The sequence below is a fragment of the Delftia lacustris genome (genome assembly GCF_040267515.1).
In the GTDB taxonomy this organism is placed as follows: domain Bacteria; phylum Pseudomonadota; class Gammaproteobacteria; order Burkholderiales; family Burkholderiaceae_C; genus Comamonas; species Comamonas tsuruhatensis.
Genome location: NZ_CP141274.1, coordinates 900,099 through 920,265, shown reverse-complemented (window position 1 = coordinate 920,265; position 20,167 = coordinate 900,099). Strand labels below are relative to the sequence as shown.

Annotated in this window: 19 protein-coding genes; 7 read left to right on the top strand and 12 right to left on the bottom strand. The window is 68.9% G+C overall.

Annotated elements, in window-relative coordinates:
* The first annotated feature begins 10 nt into the window (after positions 1–10).
* Complete coding sequence (locus U6958_RS05645; RefSeq protein WP_074922449.1) at positions 11–1,378, top strand: PLP-dependent aminotransferase family protein; 1,368 nt, start codon at positions 11–13, stop codon at positions 1,376–1,378.
* Here U6958_RS05645 and U6958_RS05640 read toward each other — a convergent pair.
* From U6958_RS05640 to U6958_RS05605, 8 genes are read right to left on the bottom strand one after another with little or no spacing between them, the layout of a single operon-like run.
* Entirely contained in the window at positions 1,362–1,802 is a 441-nt protein-coding gene (locus U6958_RS05640) for a nuclear transport factor 2 family protein (protein ID WP_016448423.1), read from the bottom strand. The two genes, U6958_RS05645 and U6958_RS05640, sit on opposite strands and share 17 nt — an antisense overlap.
* 5 nt (positions 1,803–1,807) lie before the next feature.
* Positions 1,808–2,599: an SDR family oxidoreductase gene (locus U6958_RS05635; protein WP_016448424.1), complete on the bottom strand. Its 792-nt coding sequence runs from the start codon at positions 2,597–2,599 to the stop codon at positions 1,808–1,810.
* 5 nt (positions 2,600–2,604) lie between these two features.
* Positions 2,605–3,165 (bottom strand): DUF3833 domain-containing protein, encoded by a 561-nt coding sequence (locus tag U6958_RS05630; RefSeq protein ID WP_016448425.1) that lies wholly within the window; start codon positions 3,163–3,165, stop codon positions 2,605–2,607.
* On the bottom strand, positions 3,162–4,442 hold the full coding sequence (locus U6958_RS05625; RefSeq protein ID WP_074922450.1) for an MFS transporter: 1,281 nt from the start codon (positions 4,440–4,442) through the stop codon (positions 3,162–3,164). The genes U6958_RS05630 and U6958_RS05625 overlap by 4 nt, the downstream gene beginning before the upstream one ends.
* 17 nt (positions 4,443–4,459) lie before the next feature.
* Positions 4,460–5,029 carry a chalcone isomerase family protein gene (locus U6958_RS05620; RefSeq protein WP_016448427.1) on the bottom strand — a complete coding sequence of 190 codons (570 nt, stop codon included), beginning with the start codon at positions 5,027–5,029 and terminating at the stop codon, positions 4,460–4,462.
* Between the two features lie 17 nt (positions 5,030–5,046).
* Complete coding sequence (locus tag U6958_RS05615; RefSeq protein WP_074922452.1) at positions 5,047–6,315, bottom strand: cyclopropane-fatty-acyl-phospholipid synthase family protein; 1,269 nt, start codon at positions 6,313–6,315, stop codon at positions 5,047–5,049.
* On the bottom strand, positions 6,312–7,064 hold the full coding sequence (locus tag U6958_RS05610; RefSeq protein WP_074922454.1) for a DUF1365 domain-containing protein: 753 nt from the start codon (positions 7,062–7,064) through the stop codon (positions 6,312–6,314). Before U6958_RS05610 ends, U6958_RS05615 begins: the two co-directional genes overlap by 4 nt.
* Positions 7,061–8,407, bottom strand: coding sequence for an NAD(P)/FAD-dependent oxidoreductase (locus tag U6958_RS05605; protein WP_074922456.1), 1,347 nt, complete (start codon positions 8,405–8,407; stop codon positions 7,061–7,063). The genes U6958_RS05610 and U6958_RS05605 overlap by 4 nt, the downstream gene beginning before the upstream one ends.
* Before the next feature lie 140 nt (positions 8,408–8,547).
* On the opposite strand from U6958_RS05605, the gene U6958_RS05600 reads away from it, so the two are divergent.
* From U6958_RS05600 to U6958_RS05585, 4 genes are all read left to right on the top strand, one after another.
* A complete protein-coding gene (locus tag U6958_RS05600; RefSeq protein ID WP_193726191.1) occupies positions 8,548–9,186 on the top strand; it encodes a TetR/AcrR family transcriptional regulator in 639 nt (212 codons plus the stop codon).
* A gap of 147 nt (positions 9,187–9,333) precedes the next feature.
* Positions 9,334–9,813 carry a sigma-70 family RNA polymerase sigma factor gene (locus tag U6958_RS05595; protein WP_070081029.1) on the top strand — a complete coding sequence of 160 codons (480 nt, stop codon included), beginning with the start codon at positions 9,334–9,336 and terminating at the stop codon, positions 9,811–9,813.
* A gap of 2 nt (positions 9,814–9,815) precedes the next feature.
* Complete coding sequence (locus U6958_RS05590) at positions 9,816–10,769, top strand: FecR domain-containing protein (RefSeq protein ID WP_061288791.1); 954 nt, start codon at positions 9,816–9,818, stop codon at positions 10,767–10,769.
* A gap of 96 nt (positions 10,770–10,865) precedes the next feature.
* A complete protein-coding gene (locus U6958_RS05585; protein WP_074922460.1) occupies positions 10,866–13,385 on the top strand; it encodes a TonB-dependent receptor in 2,520 nt (839 codons plus the stop codon).
* 120 nt (positions 13,386–13,505) lie between these two features.
* Here U6958_RS05585 and U6958_RS05580 read toward each other — a convergent pair whose 3' ends face one another.
* The 3 genes from U6958_RS05580 to glmS all read right to left on the bottom strand — a co-directional run bounded on the left by U6958_RS05580 (position 13,506) and on the right by glmS (position 17,225).
* Positions 13,506–14,552, bottom strand: a complete 1,047-nt coding sequence (locus U6958_RS05580; protein ID WP_047327905.1) for a hypothetical protein — start codon at positions 14,550–14,552, stop codon at positions 13,506–13,508.
* 344 nt (positions 14,553–14,896) lie between these two features.
* Positions 14,897–15,052, bottom strand: a complete 156-nt coding sequence (locus U6958_RS05575) for a hypothetical protein (RefSeq protein WP_164474684.1) — start codon at positions 15,050–15,052, stop codon at positions 14,897–14,899.
* Between the two features lie 253 nt (positions 15,053–15,305).
* Positions 15,306–17,225: a glutamine--fructose-6-phosphate transaminase (isomerizing) gene (gene glmS / locus U6958_RS05570; protein ID WP_046238518.1), complete on the bottom strand. Its 1,920-nt coding sequence runs from the start codon at positions 17,223–17,225 to the stop codon at positions 15,306–15,308.
* Between the two features lie 137 nt (positions 17,226–17,362).
* Between glmS and U6958_RS05565 the strand changes: the two genes are divergently transcribed.
* Positions 17,363–17,878 (top strand): Lrp/AsnC family transcriptional regulator, encoded by a 516-nt coding sequence (locus U6958_RS05565; RefSeq protein ID WP_016448445.1) that lies wholly within the window; start codon positions 17,363–17,365, stop codon positions 17,876–17,878.
* A gap of 217 nt (positions 17,879–18,095) precedes the next feature.
* Entirely contained in the window at positions 18,096–19,220 is a 1,125-nt protein-coding gene (locus U6958_RS05560) for a diguanylate cyclase (RefSeq protein WP_016448446.1), read from the top strand.
* Positions 19,221–19,245: 25 nt separating this feature from the next.
* Here U6958_RS05560 and U6958_RS05555 read toward each other — a convergent pair whose 3' ends face one another.
* On the bottom strand, positions 19,246–20,103 hold the full coding sequence (locus U6958_RS05555) for an ATP-binding protein (RefSeq protein ID WP_074922461.1): 858 nt from the start codon (positions 20,101–20,103) through the stop codon (positions 19,246–19,248).
* Positions 20,104–20,167: the final 64 nt, after the last annotated feature.

Genomic DNA, 20,167 nt, shown 5'->3' with positions numbered 1-20,167 from the left:
TGCCCCGACCATGCTCCTGCCCTCCCCCTGGACACCCCGTCTTGCGCGCATTGAAGCCAGTGCCGCCGAGCGGCTGGCGCGCGCCCTGGCCGACGACATCGTCGAAGGCCGGCTGGCCGGCGGCGACCGCCTTCCCGCCCACAGAGACCTGGCCGACAGGCTGCAGATCGGCCTGGGCTCGGTGACCAGGGCCTATGCGCTGCTGGAGCGCCGGGGGCTGACGCGCAGCGTCAAGGGCCGGGGCACCTTCGTGGCCGCCCGGCGGACGCAGGGCGGCGAGGCCATCGACCTGTCCTCCAACGCGCCGCCGGCCGCCATCAGCGAACGCCTGCTGGCGCGCACGCTGACCGCGATTGCGCGCCGCATCGATGCCGATCACTTCAATTCCTACGCGCCGCCGGGCGGACATGCGGAGCATCGCCGCGTGCTCGCGCGCTGGCTGCAGACGCTGGGCCTGAACGTGGAACCCGGCCACATGGTGCTGACCAGCAGCGCACGCCAGGCGCTGTCCCTGGCCCTGGACCTGGTCTGCCAGCCCCGGGGCCGGCTGCTGACCGAGCGCATCACCTACCCCGGTGCCATTGCCCTGGCCCGGCGCAAGGGCTGCGCCCTGCAGGGCCTGGCCATGGACGCGCAGGGCCTGCTGCCGCAGGCGCTGGCCGAGGCGCTGGACGGCATTCCCGCCGCCGAAGGCAAGGTGCTCTACCTCACCCCCACGCTGCACAACCCGACCACGGCCACCATGGGCGCGGAGCGCAGGCGGGCGATCGTGGATATCTGCCGGAACGCAGGCGCCTGGATCATCGAAGACGGCGTGTACGCCGCCTGCTTGCCCGATCACGCGCGCCTTGCGCACCTGGCGACCCTGGCGCCCGAGATCACCCTGCATGTGAACGGGCTGTCCAAGTCGCTGGGCCCGGGGCTGCAGGTGGGCACGCTGGTGCTGCCGCCAGCGCTGTGCGGCGCCGCGCTGGCGACGCTGCAGGAGCTGTCCATGGCGCCTTCGGCCCTGTCATGCGCCGTGGTCGATGAATGGCTGTCCCAGGGCGTGGTCGCCTCCCTGCAGGCCGACCTGCGCCATGAGGCACAGCGGCGCGTGCGGCTGGCCGCATCGCACCTTGCCCCACACCTGGGCGACAGCCGCCTGGTGCTGCACCCCGAGGCCTACAACGCCTGGCTGCCCATGGAGCGCGAGGCCGCCGACCGCCTGGTGTCGGCCGCAGCGGCGCTGGGCGTGACGCTGACCGATCCGGGCTCGCTGATGGTGGAGCCGCACGACCATGCCAGCGGGCTGCGCATCTGCCTGGGCGCCCCAGGCCTGGACGACCTGGACGGCGCCCTGGCGCAATTGGCCAGGCTGCTTACTGCGGAGCCCTGAGCTTGTTCTGCAGCGCCCTGGCCACGGCGCCCAGCACGGGCACCTTGGCGAAGATTTCCTCCACCGGGTCCCAGAAGTCGCGGTGCACTGCCACCAGTCCCTGCGCATCGAACTCCAGGTAGCTGGTGCCGCAGATGTGCATGGGCTGGCCCGATGCCCTGACAAAGCCCAGCTCCCACAGCAAAAAGCCGCTGTCCCCCTGCACCGCGCCCTGGCTGACGGCGAAGCGGGGCCGGTCCAGTTGCTCGAACATGTGGGCGAACACGCGCTGTATCGCTGCGTGGCCGCGCACATCGTTGAACGGGTCCTTGAACCGGGCCTGTTCCGCATAGAGGGCCAGCAGCGCCGGCAGGTTGTCGCGGCGCAGCGCCTCATAGGCCTGGGCCAGCCGGTCCAGTCGGGGATCGCCGAGGGCAGTGCTCATCGGTTTCAGGCTCCTGTGATGCGGCGAACCGCCGAGAAATACCAGGCATCGGGCAGGCAGCGCAGCAGCCGCACCCAGCGTGTGAAGCGGCGCGGAAAATTCATCTCGAAGCGCCCCTGTGCCCAGCCCTGCAGCATGTGCCGGGCGGCCTCGTCGGCACCGATCAGGGCCGGCATGCTGAAGCTGTTTTGCGCCGTCAGCGGCGTATCGACAAAGCCGGGGTTGATGATGGACACGCCCAGGCCCGGGCCGTGCAGGTCCAGGTAGAGGTTTTCTGCCAGGTTGTTGAGCGCCGCCTTGGTAGGACCGTAGGCCAGGGACATGGGCAGCCCGCGATAGCCTGCCACCGAGCCGACCAGGGCCAGATGCCCCTGGCCGGCCTCCAGCAGCATGGGCAGCACCGCATCGAGCAGGTGCAGCGCGCCGCCATAGTTCACGGCCAGGTGGCGCTGCATCTCGGCCAGGTCGAACTCGGTGGCGCGCTGGGGCCGGTAGTGGCCGGCACAGTACACCACCAGGTCGGGCGCCCTGCCCACATGGGCCCGCACGGCACGGGCTGCCTGTGCCACGGCCTGGGCATCGGTCACGTCCAGCGGCAGGGCCAGGCAGCCTTCGCGGCCGCGCACGAAATCCTGCAGCGCACCGCCATGCCGCGCAGAGACAATCACGCGCGCGCCCTGGCCGTGCAGCGCTTCGGCCGTGGCGCGCCCTATGCCCGAGGAGGCGCCCAGAAGCCATGCCGAGCGGCCCTTCCAGTCGCGCAGCGGCGGGTTCAGCCGGCGGGATAACAGTGGCATGGCCATCACTCCTTGATGATGGCCAGCGTCACGTCGCCCAGGTGCAGGCCGAGCTTGCTCATGGCCGTGCGGTTGAGCAGGGTGCGCCCGTCCATCAGGTACATCCAGTCGTCCATGCTGACGTTCCAGACCCTTCCGTCCACGGGCAGGGCCAGCACATAGCTCCAGCGGATGGCATTGCCCGCGCTCTGGCCCTGGGCCTCGCCCACCACGTCGTCGGCCCGGCCGCTGTAGCGGCCCTCGCCCAGGTGGCGGATATGCCAGATGCGCTGCTGCGTGCTGCCGTCGCTGTAGACGAAGTGCTCATCGAGCGTGCCCTCGTCGCCATTCCAGCGGCCCGTCATGCGCACGGTGAATCGCTTGACCACCTTGCCCGAGCGGTCCGTGAACATGCCGTGGGCCGTCAGCGGCCCGTTGAAGTACTGGCGCAGGTCCAGCGTCGGCTGCTCCTTGGCGTAGTCCTGCACGGAAGGACCGGCGCAGCCCGCCAGAGACAGCGCCAATGCCGCCCCCAGGCAGGCGCGCCGCAGTGGTGAAAACGAAGCGCAGTGGGTGATGTGGCTCATGTGTGCCTCCAGGAAGAATGCAGTCGCTCGGCGCGCCAGAGCAGCCCGGCCGCCGCCAGTTTGAGCAGGCAGGGCAGCCCGCCATAGGCCCAGGCCAGGGTCTGCAGGCCGGCCGGATCGGTGCTGCCGCTGCGGTAGCCCGCAACGGACAGCAGGGGCAGGGCCAGGCCCGCGGCCAGGGCCAGGTTGAGCTTGGTGGCGCAGGTCCACCACCCCAGGTAGCGGCCCTCGCCCTGGCCGCCCTGGCCGGACTCGTGGATCACGCCCGTGAGCAGTGCGCCCGGCAGGGCCAGGTCCGCGCCCAGGGCCAGCCCGCTGGCCAGGCAGATCACGGCGAAGGCCAGGCCGTCACCCGTGCCCAGCCAGGGCGTGAAGCCGAAGGCCAGCACGCTGGCCAGCATGCCCGCGCGCCAGCTGGGCGCCAGGCCCCAGCGCGAGACGGCCTTCACCCACAGCGGCAGGCCCAGGGCCGCCGCGCCAAAAAAGCACAGCAGCAGCAGGGGCTGCATCCCGGGCACCTGCAATCTGTCGGCCACGAAGAAGGGCAGCAAGGTGGCCGGAATGGCCGCGGCCACGCCGTTGACCATGAAGACGGCCAGCAGCCGGCGAAAGCCGGCATCCGCCCATGGTGAGATCCGAGAGGTGTCCGCCGTGGCCTGCTGCGGCAGCGTCACCGGAGCCTTGAGCCGGTACAGCCCCACCAGCCCCAGCGCCAGGCCCAGCGCCAGCACGGCGCTGGTGGCGTCCAAGCCCAGCCAGGCCGGCAACACGCTGGCCAGCAGCACACCGCCCAGCGTAGCGCCCTCGCGCCAGGCCGTGACGCGGGCCCGCCAGGCGGGCTGCCCGCCCCAGCGCGTGCCCCAGGCCTGGTGGACGATGGTGACGAAGCTGTAGGCCAGCGTGCACACCAGCAGGCTGCAGGCCAGCCAGCCCAGCATGGCGGCCTGGGCACCGCGCGGCGGATGCCACAGCGCCCAGAAGCCCAGGACCATCAGCAGGCTGGCCAGTGCAGCCGCCCACCACGCTGGCCGCATGCCCCGGCGCAGCAGCCGGTCGGCCTGGCGGCCGATGGCGGGGTCCACCAGGGCATCGAAGGCACGCGTGGCCAGCAGCACCGCGCCCAGCCCCGCCAGCGGCGCACCGGCCACGCTGGCGTAGTGGTAGGGCAGGTTCACATACAGCGGCAGGGACACGAACGCCAGCGGCGCGGCCAGGCCGCCATAGGCCAGCCCTGTGCGCCAGGGCAGCAAGGGGGCGGCGGCAGGGTGCGAGGCCATGGCGTGGTCCCGGGCGCTCAGGATTGGCCCAGCAGCGAGCTGCGCATGGCAGGTGCCGAGGTCTGGGGCGCGAGCCAGATGCCGAAGAACAGGCGCGCATAGTCGGCATCGCGCAGCTGTGCAGTCTGGCGGCCGTTGTGGAAGAAGCGCACCTCGCCCTGGCCGTCGTTCAGGCCCAGCAGCCGGTCCTGGGCCGCCACATCGGGAAATGCCTGCTTCATCAGCGCCAGCCATTGGCGGGACTGCTCCTCGGTGAAGCCGTCGACCCTGCGCATTTCGGCGATGGAACGCTCGGCGATGGCCGCGCCTTCGAGCTTGCGGTCATAGACCAGCTCCAGCGCGAACGGGTGGCGGGCGTAGTCTTCGGGCACAAAGCCCGGTGCGGCCCACAGCCGTGCCTCGTACACGCGCAGGCCGAAAAAGCGCAGCACGCCCGTGCCCACCAGGCGCGCGGCCGGCAGGGCGCTGCGCAGTTCGGCCGGAAGGTCGGCAGTCGGAGTCTTGGCGTGGAGTTCGTTGGGCATGGCGATCAGTGAAGGGACAAGGGCGCAGGCGGCGCCCCAGGCCAGCGCCTGGCGGCGCGGCATGTGACGTGGTGGCGATTTCATGGCAGGGGCCTGCGCAGCGTGAACTGGACGACATCGGTGTTGCCGGTGTCGAAGGCCGCCTCGCAGTAGGCGAGATAGAAGGTCCAGATGCGCACGAAGCGTTCGTCAAAGCCCTGGGCCCGCACGGCGTCGAGGTGGTGATCGAAGGCCTGGCGCCAGCGCCGCAGCGTCTCCGCATAGTCGCGGCCGAAGGCCATGCGGCGCTCCACCACCAGGCCGGCGCGCCGTGCCTCCTGCTCGAAGGCAGGAATGCTGGGCAGCAGCCCGCCCGGGAAGATGTACTGCTGGATGAAGTCGGTGGAGCGCAGATAGCGCGCGAACAGGTCCTCGCGCAGCGTGATGGTCTGTATGCAGGCCAGGCCCCCGGGCTTGAGGCAGTCGCGCAACGTCTGGAAGTAGCTGCGCCAGTACTCGCGGCCCACGGCCTCGAACATCTCGATGGAGACGATGGCGTCGAAGGGCTCGCCCGCATGGCGCGCGGGCAGGTCGCGGTAGTCCTGGTAGCGCAGCTCCACGGCGTCGGCCAGGCCGGCCTGCCGCATGCGCTGCTGTCCCCAGGCCAGTTGCTCGCGCGACAGCGTCACGCCCGTGACCCGGGCGCCGAACTCCTGCGCCGCCGCCTCGGCCAGCCCGCCCCAGCCGCAGCCGATCTCCAGCAGGCGCTGGCCGGGCTGCAGCCGCACCTCGTCCAGCGTGCGCCTGAGCTTGGCCTGCTGGGCGTCCTGCAGGTCGGCGTGGCGCAGCGATTCACCCGTGCGCCCCTGGAACCAGGCGGCGCTGTAGCTCATGCCGGGGTCCAGCCACAGGCGGTAGAAATCGTTGCCCAGGTCGTAGTGGGCATGGATGTTCCTGGCGCTGCCGGCCCGCGTATTGCGCTGCAGCAGGTGGCGCAGGCGGTAGCCCAGCCGGCCCCACCAGCTGCCGTAGACCAGGCTTTGCACATGGTCGCGGTTGGCCATGCACAGGCGCAGCAGGGCGGCCAGGTCGGGGCTGTCCCATTCTCCGGCGATATAGCCCTCGGCCAGGCCGATGTCGCCCGATTTCAGGGTGCGCTCCAGCGCCCGCCAGTCGTGCAGCACGCAATGCGCGTCGGCAGCCCCCGACGGCGGACGGGGCAGGTGCAGCAGGCGGCCATCGGGCTGCTCCAGGTCCAGCTGCCCGTGGGGCAGACGTTCGAGCAGGTTCAGCACACGGCGTGCCCGCGCAGGCGTGCGGCGCGGCGCTGCGGCGGTGGGGCTCAGCAGGGGGGCGGCGGTAGTGTTCATCTTGTGACGAAGCGCTTGGGCGCGGAGGGTTTGCCATGGAAAGGCACGCGCTTGGCCCAAAGGCGCAGCGCGTGCCAGTGGATGCGGGCGACCACGCCCAGCGTCATCAAAGGGGTGCCGAAGAAGGCGCGGCGCACGGCGGCGGCATCCAGCGCCTGCAGCACGCCGCCCACGCTGGTCTGCAGCAGCGGGCCGTCCTCGTCATGCAGGTCCACGCGCGCCAGGGTGCGGTCTTCGCTGCGTTCGAAGCGGAAGCGGTACTCGCCGCGCACCTCGCAGAACGGCGAGACGTGGAATTGCTTGCGCGCCACCTGCTCCCGGCCCCAGGCCAGGTCCGGCCCCGCCAGCAGATAGGCATGGCGCTCGCCAAAGGTGTTGTTGACCTCGGCCAGCACGGCGGCCAGCGACCCGTCGGCGCGGTGCGCATACCAAAAGCTCACGGGCTTGAACACGTAGCCCAGCACGCGCGGAAAGGTGTGCAGCCAGACTTCGCCATCGGCGTCGGCTATGCCTTCGCTGTGCAGCAGCTGCTCGAACCAGGCCAGTGCGTCGCAGCCGCCCTCGCCGTGGTCGCCGTCATGGAAGCTCAGCCAGCCACGGCGGTTGCGCCTGAGCGCGGCGTCCGGCTGCGTGCGCAGGCTGCGCATGGGCAGCATGAGGAAATAGCCCGGGTAGCGGAAGGCATGCTCCACCGGCCGCAGGCGGCGGTGCCAGACATGGCCGAAGCCGATGAGCGGCCGGGCCGTCATGCAACCCCCTCGAAGGCCGCGCTGGCGGGCAGGACGGGCAAGGTCGGCAGGGCATGCAGCAGGCCGTCGGCCGCGACCAGGCCCGAGCGCAGGCCGTCCTCGTGGAAGCCGTAGCCGCACCATGCGCCGCAGAACCAGGTCCTGCGCTGGCCTTGCAGGGCATCCACCCGGCCCTGGGCCTCGATGGCGGCCAGGTCGAACACCGGGTGGCTGTACTCGATGCGCGCGTGGACCTGGCTGTCATCGATGGGGCGCACCGGGTTCAGCGACACCATCACGGGCTGCTGCCACGGCAGGGGCTGCAGGCGGTTGAGCAGGTAGTGCAGGCAGACGCCGGCCCGGTCTTTTCCGGGATCGGCGGCGCGTTCGTAGTTCCAGGCGGCCCAGGCCGCCGGGCGGCGCGGCAGCACGCCGGCATCGGTGTGCAGCACGGCCTGGTTGGGCTGGTAGCGGATGGCGCCCAGCACGCTGCGCTCGAGCGGCGTGGCATCGGAGCCCAGCAGGCGCAGGGCCTGGTCGCTGTGGCAGGCCAGCACCACGGCGTCGAACCGCTCCGTGCCGTGCGCCATCTGCAGCAGCACGCCGTGCGCGGCGCGGCGCAGGCCCAGCACGGGCGCGTTCAGCCGGACCTCGTGGTGGCCATCCTTTTGCAGCGCGGCCACCATGCGCCGCACATACTGGCGCGAACCACCGCGCACGGTGCGCCACTGCGGCCGGTCCGTGACCTGGATCAGGCCGTGGTTGTGGCAAAAGCGGATCAGCGTGGCCACGGGAAAGCGCAGCATCTGGTCGGTGGGGCAGGACCAGATGCAGCCCATCATGGGCAGCAGATAGTCCTGGCGAAAGGCCGGCCCGAAGCCGTGGTCGTCCAGGAAATCTTCGATGCAGCTGCGCAGCCGCGCTTCATCGCCTTCCTCGGCGATGCGCGTGGTCAGGCGGTTGAAGCGCAGGATCTCGGCCAGCATCTTCAGGAAACGGGGCCGCAGCAGATTGCTGCGCTGGGCGAACACACCGCCCAGCGAACTGCCGCTCCACTCCAGGCCCGCCCGGCCGCCGGCCTGCGGCACCTGCACGGAAAACGACATCTCGGCCTCCGCCGTGGGCACCTGCAGCTCTTCGAACAAACGGGTCAGCAGCGGATAGGTGCGGTGGTTGAACACCAGAAAGCCCGTGTCCACCCCCTGGCTCACGCCGCCCAGCGCCAGATCGACCGTGTTGGCATGGCCGCCGAAATGGCTGCCTGCCTCCAGCAGGGTCACGCCATGCCCGCCCGGCGCGCCGGCCAGCCGCCGTGCTGCGGCCAGCCCCGCAATCCCCGACCCGATGACTGCAATGCGATGCATGGGAGCGTCCTTCCTGGTTGAATCGATCAGTCAGACCATGAAGATCAAACTGTGAACTGATGAGTTCAAACTATATACCAAACGTATCCGCTTTGCACTATTTGGTATCGGATATGACCTGTCGGGTCTAAAATATGGCTATGACAAGCCGCTCCTCCATCAAAGAACAGATACAGCGCGTGCGCGAGCAGGCCATCGTGGCGGCCGTCAACCGGCTGCTGGCCACCAAGGGCTACGACGCCATGACGGTGGACGAGGTGGCGGCCGAGGCCGGCATGGCCAAGGCCAGCCTGTACAAGCTGTTCACCTCCAAGGAAGAACTGGCAGGGGCCGCCATGGTGGGCGTGCTGGACCGCGCCCTGGCCTTCGTGGACGGCCTGCGCGACGAAGCCAGCCTGGCGGCCGAGGCCGGCACGCCCACGCTCCCGCTGGACCAGCTCAAGGCCGTGACGCGCTGGGCCATGCAGACCCAGCTGGAAGGCGAGATGCCCTCCCTGCCCGCGCAGAACTCCAACCTCAGCGCCTCGCTGCAATCCAACGACGACTACATGGACCGGCTGATCGCGCTGAGCAACCGCCTGAGCATCTGGATCACCGAGGCCCAGACCAGCGGCCAGATGCAGGCCACGCTGCCGGCCGAACTGGTGCTCTACACGCTGTTCGCGCGGGCCTGCGATCCGGTGGTGGCCCTGCTCAAGGAGTCGGGCCAGTACACGCACGCGCAGATCATCGACTGGGTGACCAGCACGACCTTCGACGGGCTGGCGGCGGCGGGCTGATCCGGTGCGCGGGATCGCACCGATCCCAATGCAAATGAGAATTCATATCAACTGGATAAAATGCCGGCAGTTTCTTGACGCACAAGAGGAAAGGCCCGGCACGTGCATCCATCCACCGACAGTGGCGCCAGCCAGGCTCTGGGCAGCATGTACGCGCAGCACAACCCTTGGCTGGTCGCGTGGCTGCAACGCAGGCTGGGCAACCGCTGCGATGCGGCCGACCTGGCCCAGGACACGTTCACGCGCATCTGGGTCAGCGCCAGGACGCAGGCCATCGAGGACATCCGGGAGCCTCGGGCCTATCTGACGACAGTGGCCCGGCGGCTGCTGGTCAATCACCTCGAACGCCGCTCGCTGGAGCAGGCCTACCTGGCCTCCCTGCACCTCCTGCCCCAGGCCACCGTGCCGTCCGTGGAGGCGCGGGCCATCCTGCTGGAGACGCTGCAGGAGCTCGATGCGCTGCTGGACGCCCTGCCCGCCAGGGTGCGCACGGCCTTTCTCATGTCCCAGCTGGAAGGCCTGTCCTACGAGGACATTGCCGACCGGATGCAGCTGAGCGTGCGCACCGTGACGCGCTACATGGCCCAGGGCTTTCGGCAATGCCTGCTGGTGATGCTGGAGCGCTGAGCATGCAGGCCGCAGACGCACGCATCCTGGACGAGGCCGCCCGCTGGCTGGCCCGCAGGCACGCCTCGGACTTCAGCGCGGCCGAGCAGGCCGAACTGGCGCGCTGGCGCAGCCAGAGCAGCCGGCATGAACAGATCTGGCAATGCGCCGAGCAGCTCAAGGGCCGCTTCAACACCGTGCCCGCCGCCGTCGGCATGGCCACGCTCAACCGCGCGCGCCCCTCGGCGGCACGGCGCCAGTTGCTGCGCTCGGCCGTGCTGGCCCTGGCCACGCCTGCGCTGGGCTGGCTGGCCTGGCGCCATCTGCCCTGGCAGGACTGGACGGCCGACTACCGCACGGCCAGGGGCGAGCGCCGCGCGGTCACGCTGGCCGATGGCAGCCGCGTGCAGCTGAACACGGCCTCGGCCATCAGCGTGCGCATGGATGGCACGGCGCGGCGCATCCGCCAGCATGCCGGGGAAATCCTGGTCGAGACCGCGCATGCGGCGCCCTACGCCTCCCAGCCTTTCATGGTGCAGACAGACGACGGCCAGATGCAGGCCCTGGGCACGCGCTTCATCGTGCGCAAGCTGGAGCGTGGCACGACGCTGGCCGTGCTGGAGGGCGCGGTGCGCGTCACGCCGGCAGCATCGGCCACGGCCGTGGTGGTGCATGCGGGCGAGCAACTGCAATTCGATGGACAAGGCGCCAGCGCCACCCGCCCGGTGGCGCCGCGGGACTCGGCCTGGACGCTGGGCGTGCTCTATGCCGAGAACCTGCGGCTGCAGGACTTCCTGGCCGAGCTGTCGCGCTACCGCGAAGGCCTTGTGCGGTGCGACGACGATGTCGCCGACCTGCGCGTCTCCGGCACCTACCAGCTGCATGACACCGACCGCATCCTGGCCCTGCTGGCCCAGACCCTGCCGGTGCGCGTGCACGAGCGCAGCCGGTACTGGGTGACGGTGGCGCGGCGCTGATCCGTTTTTTTTCTGCCGTGGCTGTCCGGTTTTTCGCTCTCGCCTGTCAAGGCTTGCGAAGACCACTTTCATCGACAGCCCAGAGGACAGAACACCATGCACTCCCCTTCTTCCACCGCCGGACCACGCGCCAGCCTGCGCGCCACCGCCTTGGCGGCCCTGGCCGTCAGCACCTCGCTGCTGCTGCACGCGCTGCCAGTCCAGGCGGCCGAGCCGGCCGCCAGCGCCGCTGCCAGGAGCTACCAGATCCAGCCGGGTCCGCTGGGCCCGGCGCTGATGGCCTTTGCCGCGCAGGCAGGCGTGAACCTGGGCATGGACCTGCAGCAGCTCGTCGGCATGGAGACACGCGGCCTGTCCGGCACGTTCTCCGTGGAAGACGGCTTTGCGCAGCTGCTGAACACGTCAGGCTGGACAGCGCGCCGCGTGGGTGCGGGCAACTACGCGCTGGAGAAGCTGCCTGCGGCGGCCCTCCAGGCGCCGTCTGCCGCAGCGGCCGTGCCCTCACCCTCAGCCCCAACCGCGGCACAGGCCACGGAGCTTGCCGCCATCACGGTGACCGCACGCACGCAGAACAACCTGGTCGCGCCCTCGCGGCAGGTCACGATTCTGGAAGGCCAGGAGGTGGAGCAGCTGCGCCAGGGCTCGGACAGCCTGGCCACCATGCTCAGCAAGGTGGTCCCCGGCATGGCGGACTCCAGCCACACCATCACCGACTACGGCCAGACGCTGCGCGGCCGCAACATGCTGGTGCTGGTGGACGGCGTTCCGCTGAACACCAACCGCGACTCGTCCAGGAACCTGGCCAACATCAACCCGGCCGACATCGAGCAGATCGAGGTGCTGCGCGGCAGCAGCGCCATCTACGGCAGCGGTGCGGCGGGCGGCATTGTCTCCATCCGCACCAAGCGGCCCTCGGGCGAGACGCGGGCCGAGACCATCGTCACCGGCTCGGCCCCGCTGTCCCGCCTGCGCGGCGCAGGACTGGGCGGCGAGGTGCAGCACTACCTGTCCGGCGGTGGCGAGGTGGTCGACTATTCGGTGAGCCTGGGCGCCAGGCACATGGGCGGCGCCTTCGACGCCAGGGGCAACCGCATTGCACCCGAGCCCAGCCAGGGCGACCTGTTCGACTCCAACATCTACAACGCCTCGGCCAAGATCGGCTTCAAGCTCGATGCCGACCAGCGCCTGCAATTGACCGCCAGCCACTACAACGCGGCCCAGGACACGGACTACGCCTCCGACCCGTCGGTGGCGCGGCTGCCGGCCGGAACGGCGGCGGCCCGCCCCATCAAGGGCCTGGTGCTGGCCGACCAGAACCAGATCAAGAACACCATGCTGGGCCTGGACTACGAGAACCGGGACATCGCAGGCAGCACGCTGGCCGCCCAGCTCTACTACCGGGACTTCTTCACGCGGTTTGCGCCCTTCGACGCACGCGCCGTGCCGGTGCGGGGCGCCAATGTCGACCAGTCCATGCAGAACTCCGAGGTCTTTGGCGGGCGCCTGACCCTGAAGACGCCGCTGGGCGCCGGCAAGAAGAGCCTGCTGATCTGGGGTGCGGACTTCAACCAGGAGCGCACCGACATGCCCATCGACATCTTCGATCCCCGGGCCTATGACGCCAGCGGCGGCCTGGTCTTTCACAAGACGGGACAGCTGATCTACATGCCGCCCGTCACCACACGCAGCATTGGCGCCTTCGCCCAGCTGCAGCACCGGTTCAATGCGCAATGGTCGGCGGAAGGCGGCCTGCGCTACGACCGCGCCCAGGCCAGCTTCAATGACTTCACGCCGCTGTCGCAGTCACGCGCCCCCAGCCCCCAGTCCGTGAACGGCGGCACCGTCAGGTACAACGCCTGGACCTACAACCTGGGCACGGTCTTCACGCCGGTCCCCGGCCAGGAGCTCTATGCCTCGTACAGCCAGGGCTTCGAGCTGCCGGACATCGGTGTGGTGGTGCGCAATGCCACGCCGGCCTTCAACCTGGGCAACTCCAACCTGCAGGCGGTCAAGACCAACACCTATGAAATGGGCTGGCGCGGCAAGTTCTCCAACGTGATGGCCAACCTCGGCGTCTTCCAGTCGCGCTCCAACCTGGGCGCCGTGCAGAGCTTCAACAATGGCCTGACCCTGCTGCGCACCCGCGAGAAGATCCATGGCATCGAAGGCGGCCTGGACTACTTCAGCGACGACGACCACTGGAGCGTGGGCGGCAGCTTCACCTGGATGAAGGGCCGCGAGCTGCCCCAGGCCGCCAGCGGCTACCAGGACATGACGGGCTTTCGCATCCCTCCGCTCAAGCTCACCGCCTATGTGGAGTACCGGCCCGACACGCGCTGGAGCCACCGCCTCCAGGCCACCGCCTATGCCTCCAAGGACTACCGCCTGGACGGCAAGACCGGCTTCGGCCGCTATGACACACGGGGCTACACCACGGTGGACCTGATCAGCCAGTGGAAGATCGACCCCAAGAACCGTGTGTCCCTGGGCGTGGAAAACCTGTTCAACCGCCAGTACTTCCCGCTCTACAGCCAGCTGCTGCGCAGCAACAACAACACCAGCCGCCTGCCAGCGGCCGGCACGGTGCTGAAGATCAGCTACGCGCACACCTGGTGACCCCATAGGCAGGCACCGGTCGCCGCAGCCCGCCAACAATCGGCCAGGCACGGAAAGGGCAGCCACCCGACGCAGCCGATCAACGACCATCGGCCATCGGCCATCGGCTGCGCCCGGACCTCAAGGCCCCTTGCGCAGCGAGATCGGCGTGCCCCAGATCGGATCGACGGCGCCCTGGCGGCCCAGGGTGGTGACCTGCATGGGCACCAGCCGCGCCATGAGTTTTTCCTGGTCAGAGGTCAGGTTGGCGCGGGAGGCCAGATAGGTGCGCGTGAATTCCATGGGCACCGGCAGCGTGTGGACGGTGAAGTCCTCCAGCGGGCATTCGACCTTCTCGGCCGCCACCTTGCGGCAGCCCGCCTGGCGGAACTGGTAGCTGGGCGTCTTCAGATACGAGCGCTGGCTCAGCACCAGCTGCCCGCCTTCCAGCGTGAAACTGGCCAGGGCCTGCCGGGGCGGCACGCGCACCTGGACCTTGAGCGCGGGGATGTCGCGCGAGTCCGTGTCCTGGTAATAGCCCGCACCCATGCCCGGCGTACTGTCCGTGACCTGCCGCTCGCCCCAGGCCACGCAATGGCCCGAGGCACGGTGCACCGTGGTGCAGTACTTCTCGGTGCGGGTCTGCGTGTGCGTGGTGGCCTCCTTCCAGTTCATCTCGGTATAGAACTCTCGGTAGGTCTCGGGCGCCAGGGACACCGTGCCGCTGGCGCCGCGGCCTGCGCCCGCAGCGCCCGCCTTGGCCCCCAGCTGGTCGAGCCGGGCATTGAGCCAGTAGTCATCGCCGCCCGTCAGCAGGTACTTGCCGGGGGGCAGGACATGGACCTCGAAGGCCTTGAAGAGGTAGGTGGTCTTGGGATCGCGCTGCAGCGCGTTGTTCTGGAACTTGCGGCCGAACACGATCTCCGGCCTGTCCTGGTGGGTCCACAGCACGTTCGAGGTCCATTTGGACATGCCTTCGGCGTCGGCCAGCGACTTGTGCGGCGTCAGGTCAGCCACCAGCACCACGGCCATGTTGGCCTTCAAGGCCTCGCTGATCACCCACAGCGTCTTCGCCTGCTCCGCTTCCTCCTTCTCGAGCTGCCCGCTGGAAGGCGGCGCGGCACACCCCGACAATCCCAGGGCGAGCACCAGGGTCGGCAAAACGAAGCAGGGGCGCTGCAGTGTCATCGTTGAAATCCTTGGAGGTTGATGCTGGAAAGGCGTCATTGTGCGGGGAGATCTCCGGCGGCCCCGGCCAGGGCAGGCCCTCGACACGGAAAAGCCGCCCGAAGGCGGCCGGTTCCAGGGAGCGCTGCACCAGCGCTGGCTGCGATCAATCAGCGTTGCTGTGGCTGGCGCAAAGGCTGCCCTTGTTGGCGGACGTTCGCCTTGCACTGCATCTGGCTGTAGTTCCTGTCCGTGATGGGTTGCCCCATCTGCATGGGAACATAGGCCGGATGCTGCGGGCCTCTCGTGGGAAGAAGCTGTTTCATGGTTCCATCCTCACGTCAAACGGAACGCCGCCCAGCCTGTCAGCGGGGCTGATTGGGCTGCTGCTGGCCTGGCTGGTTCTGGCCAGGCTGCTTGTGCTGGGGGTTGTCCTGCTGCTGCTGTCCCGGGTTTTGCTGGTTCGGGTTCTGCTGCTGCGGGTTGTTTTGCTGCTGTTGCTGGTCGTTTTGCTGAGCCATGGGTATCTCCTTCACATGGTGGTCAAAGAGGCGCGTCAAACGAAGCGCCCGACTGCAGCGCAGATATGCACTGCGCTGGTAACCAGTGTGGGCCCGGACATGCGGCTCAGCCGTAGGACCGGCCAGAGCGTGCGCAGCCCCATGTTGCGACACCGCAGGTAGGCCAGCCGCCGGGTGTCCGACGGACATTTCGCACAGGGGGCAACGAAGGACCAGGGCAGGCCACGGCCTGCGCCCTACCCCGGCCCCCGCCTCACTCCACCGTCACGCTCTTGGCCAGGTTGCGCGGCTTGTCCACATCGGTGCCGCGTGCGCAGGCCGTGTGGTAGGCCAGCAGCTGCAGCGGGACCACGTGCAGGATGGGGCTGAGCGCGCCGTAGTTCTCGGGCATGCGGATGACGTGCATGCCTTCGCTGCTTTCGATGTTGGTCTTGGCATCGGCCAGCACATAGAGCACGCCGCCGCGCGCACGCACTTCCTGCATGTTGCTCTTGAGCTTTTCCAGCAGCTCGTCATTGGGCGCCACCGTGACCACGGGCATGGCGCTGTCCACCAGGGCCAGCGGGCCGTGCTTGAGCTCGCCGGCCGGATAGGCCTCGGCGTGGATGTAGCTGATTTCCTTGAGCTTGAGCGCGCCTTCCAGCGCAATCGGGTAGTGGATGCCACGGCCCAGGAAGAGCGCGTTCTCGCGCTTGGCGAAGTCCTCGGACCAGCTGATGACCTGGGGCTCCAGCGCCAGCACGGATTGCAGGGCCACGGGCAGGTGGCGCATGGCGGCCAGGTATTGCTGCTCCTTTTCCTCGCTCAGCCGCCCTTGCGACTGGGCCAGGGCCAGGGTCAGCAGGAACAGGCCTGCCAGCTGGGTGGTGAAGGCCTTGGTGGAGGCCACGCCGATCTCCACGCCGGCGCGCGTGATGTAGGCCAGCTCGCATTCGCGCACCATGGCGCTGGTGGCCACGTTGCAGACGGTCAGCGTGTGCTTCATGCCCAGGTTCTGGGCATGGCGCAGCGCGGCCAGGGTGTCGGCGGTCTCGCCCGACTGGCTGATGGTGACGACCAGGGTCTTGGGATGGGGAACGCTGGTGCGGTAGCGGTATTCGCTGGCCACTTCCACGCTGCAGGGCAGGCCGGCCAGCGACTCGATCCAGTACTTGGCAGTGCAGCCGCTGTAGTAGCTGGTGCCGCAGGCCAGGATGAGCACGCGGTCGATCTCCTTGAACACGCGCCAGGCCGAAGTGCCGGCCTTGCCGTCCGAGGCCACGCCGTCGAACAGCTCGGGCACGATGGCCTGCACGCCTTCCAGCGTGTCGGCAATGGCGCGCGGCTGCTCGAAGATTTCCTTTTGCATGTAGTGGCGGTAGGGACCCAGCTCGGCCGCGCCGCTGTGGGCGTGCACGGTGCGCACGGGGCGCTGCTCGGGCGCCAGCCGCTCGCCGCCCTTGCCCACCAGCCAGTAGCGGCCAGGCTGCAGGTCCACGATGTCGCCCTCTTCCAGGTAGACGATCTGGTCGGTCACGCCGGCCAGGGCCATGGCGTCGCTGGCCAGGAAGTGTTCGGCACCGTCCTGGCCCACGCCCAGGATCAGCGGCGAGCCGGCGCGCGAGCCCACCACGCGCTGCGGTTCGTCCTTGTGCATGACGGCGATGGCAAAGGCGCCATGCAGGCGCTGCGTGGCGGCCTGCACGGCCTCGAACAGGTCGCCGCCGTAGAGGCTGTCCACCAGGTGGGCGATGACCTCGGTGTCCGTCTGGCTGGCGAAGACATAGCCCTTGGACTGCAGCTCGGCGCGCAGGGCTTCGTAGTTTTCGATGATGCCGTTGTGCACCAGGGCCACGCGGGCCGGCTGGTCGGTGTCGGCCACGGGCGAGACGCCAGGGCCGTGGCTGAAATGCGGATGGGCGTTGCGCACCGCCGGCTCGCCATGCGTGGCCCAGCGCGTGTGGGCAATGCCGGTGTGGCCGATGACCTTGTCCTGTTGCACCTGGTCCATGAGTTCGGCCACGCGCGCCGTGGAGCGGGCGCGCCGCAGGCCCTGGCTGTGCACGCCCTGTGCGTCCAGCGCCTGCACGGCCACGCCGCAGGAGTCATAGCCGCGATATTCCAGGCGCTGCAGGCCCTGGACGAGAACGGGGACGATATCGCGGAAGGAAACCGCTGCGACGATGCCACACATGGACAAGCTCCTTGTTTCGAGATGACGACGGATGCTACGCAGGTTGAAAAGAAATTTCTCTCCAGATTTCCTTATCTATTGAACTAATATTTCATCATCAGGCATTCAAGAAATATTATTTCAATATAAATAACAAAATGAACCAAAATTCCATTCAGCTGGACGCTACCGACCTGCAGTTGCTGCAGCTGCTGCAAGAAGACTGCAGCCGCAGCAACCAGGCCCTGGCCGCGCTGCTGCAGCTGTCGCCGCCCACCTGCCTGCGCCGCGTGCGGCGGCTGCAGGAGTCCGGGCTGATCGAGCGGCAGGTGGCCATCCTGCAGCCCGAACGCCTGGCCGCCGCCCTGGGCCATGGGCTGCAGGCCATTGTGGAGGTCTCGCTGGACCGCCAGGACAGTGACGCGCTGGACGGATTCGAGCGCCGCGCCGTGGCGCTGGACGCCGTGCAGCAGTGCTGGCGCGTATCGGCGGGGCCTGATTTCATCCTCGTGGTGGCCGCGCCCGACATGCCGGCCTACCTGGAGTTGAGCCGGGCGCTATTCACGGGCGACGCCAACGTGCGCAATGTCAAGAGTTTTTTCAGCGTCAGGCGCGCCAAGTTCTCCACCGCCATGCCGCTGCCGCCGGCAAATCCCGGAACAGGCGCCCAATGAGGCCAGGACGCTTGATTTTGCGAGTAATTGTGCGCATCAGGAAACTGCGCGGCGGCGGGACTGCGTAGGACAGCAAGCCTGCAATGTGTCCCGAACGCCAACTTTGGGCAACGTTGGACTTTAAGGCGTTGCGCACGCACGGGGACAATGATACAAATTGATGCAACAACACTTTCTGACGCGCTAGGCAATCGGCGCGCACTCGGCTCGCACCGCCATGTCCTTGCGCCAGCGCATCCATCGCCGCACCTATCCCTTGCGCGTCTCCAGCATGGCTTTGGGTGGCCTCGTCGTGGGCACGACCATGACCGAGCTGGGCGCCAGCACGGCTGTCTGGGGCTTTGTGCTGGTGAGCGCCCTGGTCTGGCCGCACATCGCCTTTCTCCACGCCCGCCACAGCCGTGACAGCCACCGCGCCGAACACGCCAATCTGAAGATAGATGCGCTGATCATCGGCAGCTGGATTCCCGTCATGCATTTCTGTGCATTGCCCAGCATTGCGCTGCTGGCCATCAGCATTGCAGACCGCAACCACACGGCCACGCGCGATGGCTGGCTGCAATCGCTGTTCGCCACCTTCCTGGCCGCCGCCGCGGGGGCCCTGCTGCTGCGGCCCGCGCCCGAGTGGGAGGCCAGCCTGGCAGTGCAGCTGAGCATGCTGCCCCTGCTCCTGCTGCACAGCGTGTTCTCCAGCTGGTCCACGCGCCAGCTGGTGCGCAAGCTGGCACGACAGAACGTGAAGCTGCAGGTGCTCAGCCGCATCGACCCCCTGACCACGCTGTACAGCCGCGACTACTGGTGGCAGAAGGCGCGCGCCGCGCTGCGCGACTACCGGCAGACGCAGACCTCGGCCTGCCTGCTGATCGTGGACATAGACCACTTCAAGCGCATCAACGACAGCTTTGGGCACACCGTGGGTGACGAGGTGCTGCAGGCCATCGGCCTGACCATCCGGCACTGCCTGCGATCGCATGACGCGGCCGGCCGCTACGGAGGCGATGAATTCGCCGTGCTGTGCATGCACACCCATCTGGACGATGCCTATGCGGTGGCCCTGCGCATACGCAACCAGCTGAGCCAGCTGCGCGTGCGCGAGCACCCGCATCTGCGCGTCAGCGCCAGCATTGGCGTGGCGGCGGCGGACCCCAGCTTTCTGTCGGTCAAGGACTGGATCAATGCGGCCGACAGCGCGCTCTACAGCGCCAAGGACGCCGGGCGCGACCAGGTGATACCTGCTGCGCCGCTGATGGCCGGCAGCGCGCCCACCAGGTCGGGCACGGACGCGGGCAGCGAGGCCTCGCGCCAGGCACACCAGCCCGAGCCGGACGACACGCTGATCTGAGGGCTGGCGCCAGCGGCAGGCAGACTCAGAGCCCGCGATCCGTGCGCCGCACTTCGCCGCCGGGCCAGTTCAGGCATACGCTGCAGCCGCCCGCCGGCGTGGCGCGGATGGAGGCCTCGCCGCCGTGGCGGCGCATGACGCCGCGCACCAGGGCCAGGCCCGTGCCCAGGCCCGGAAACTCCGACTCACGGTGCATGCGCTGGAAGATGCCGAACAGCGCGCCCGCACGCGAGGGGTCGAACCCCACGCCGTTGTCCGTCACGCTGAGCGTGATGCCGCCGTCGGCATGGCGCTCCACATCGATGGCAATGCGCGGCTGGGCCACGGGCTGGGTGAACTTAACGGCGTTGTCCAGCAGCGCCTCCAGCACCTGGCGCAGCAGGGCCGCGTCGGCACGCACGGCGGGACTTTGCTGCGGAAGGCTCCATTGCAGCCGCGCCGCCGCGCCGCAGGCCGCCCAGCGCGGCTGCGCCAGCACCGCCGTGCGCGCCTGCTCCAGCAGTTCCTGCAAGGCAATGGGCTGCCACTGCATGGGCGTGCGGGCGGCGCGCGCCAGGGCCAGCAGGCCGTCGAGCATGCCGCCCATGCGTCGGGCGGACTGGTCCATGGTCTGCAGGAAGCCGCGTGCCTCCTGCAGTTCCTGCGGCGAAGGCGCGGCCTGCGACAGCAGCTCGTCCACCAGGGGGCCGAAGGACAGCACATGGCGCAGCGGCGCGCGCAGGTCGTGCGACACCGCGTGCAGCCATTCCTGCTGCGCGGCGCGCAGGGCCTGCAGCTCCTGCTCGCGCTGGGCCAGGCGCTCCAGCGCGTCCTGCAGCGTGCGGGGCGGGCCTTGCAGGTCGGCGGCAGGGTCAGGCGGAGGGTGGGCGAAAGGTTCCGTCATGGCATGGACAGGGTCAGGAGATTCGGAAAATCGGCTTGCCCCGTACGGGACCCGCCGGCGATGC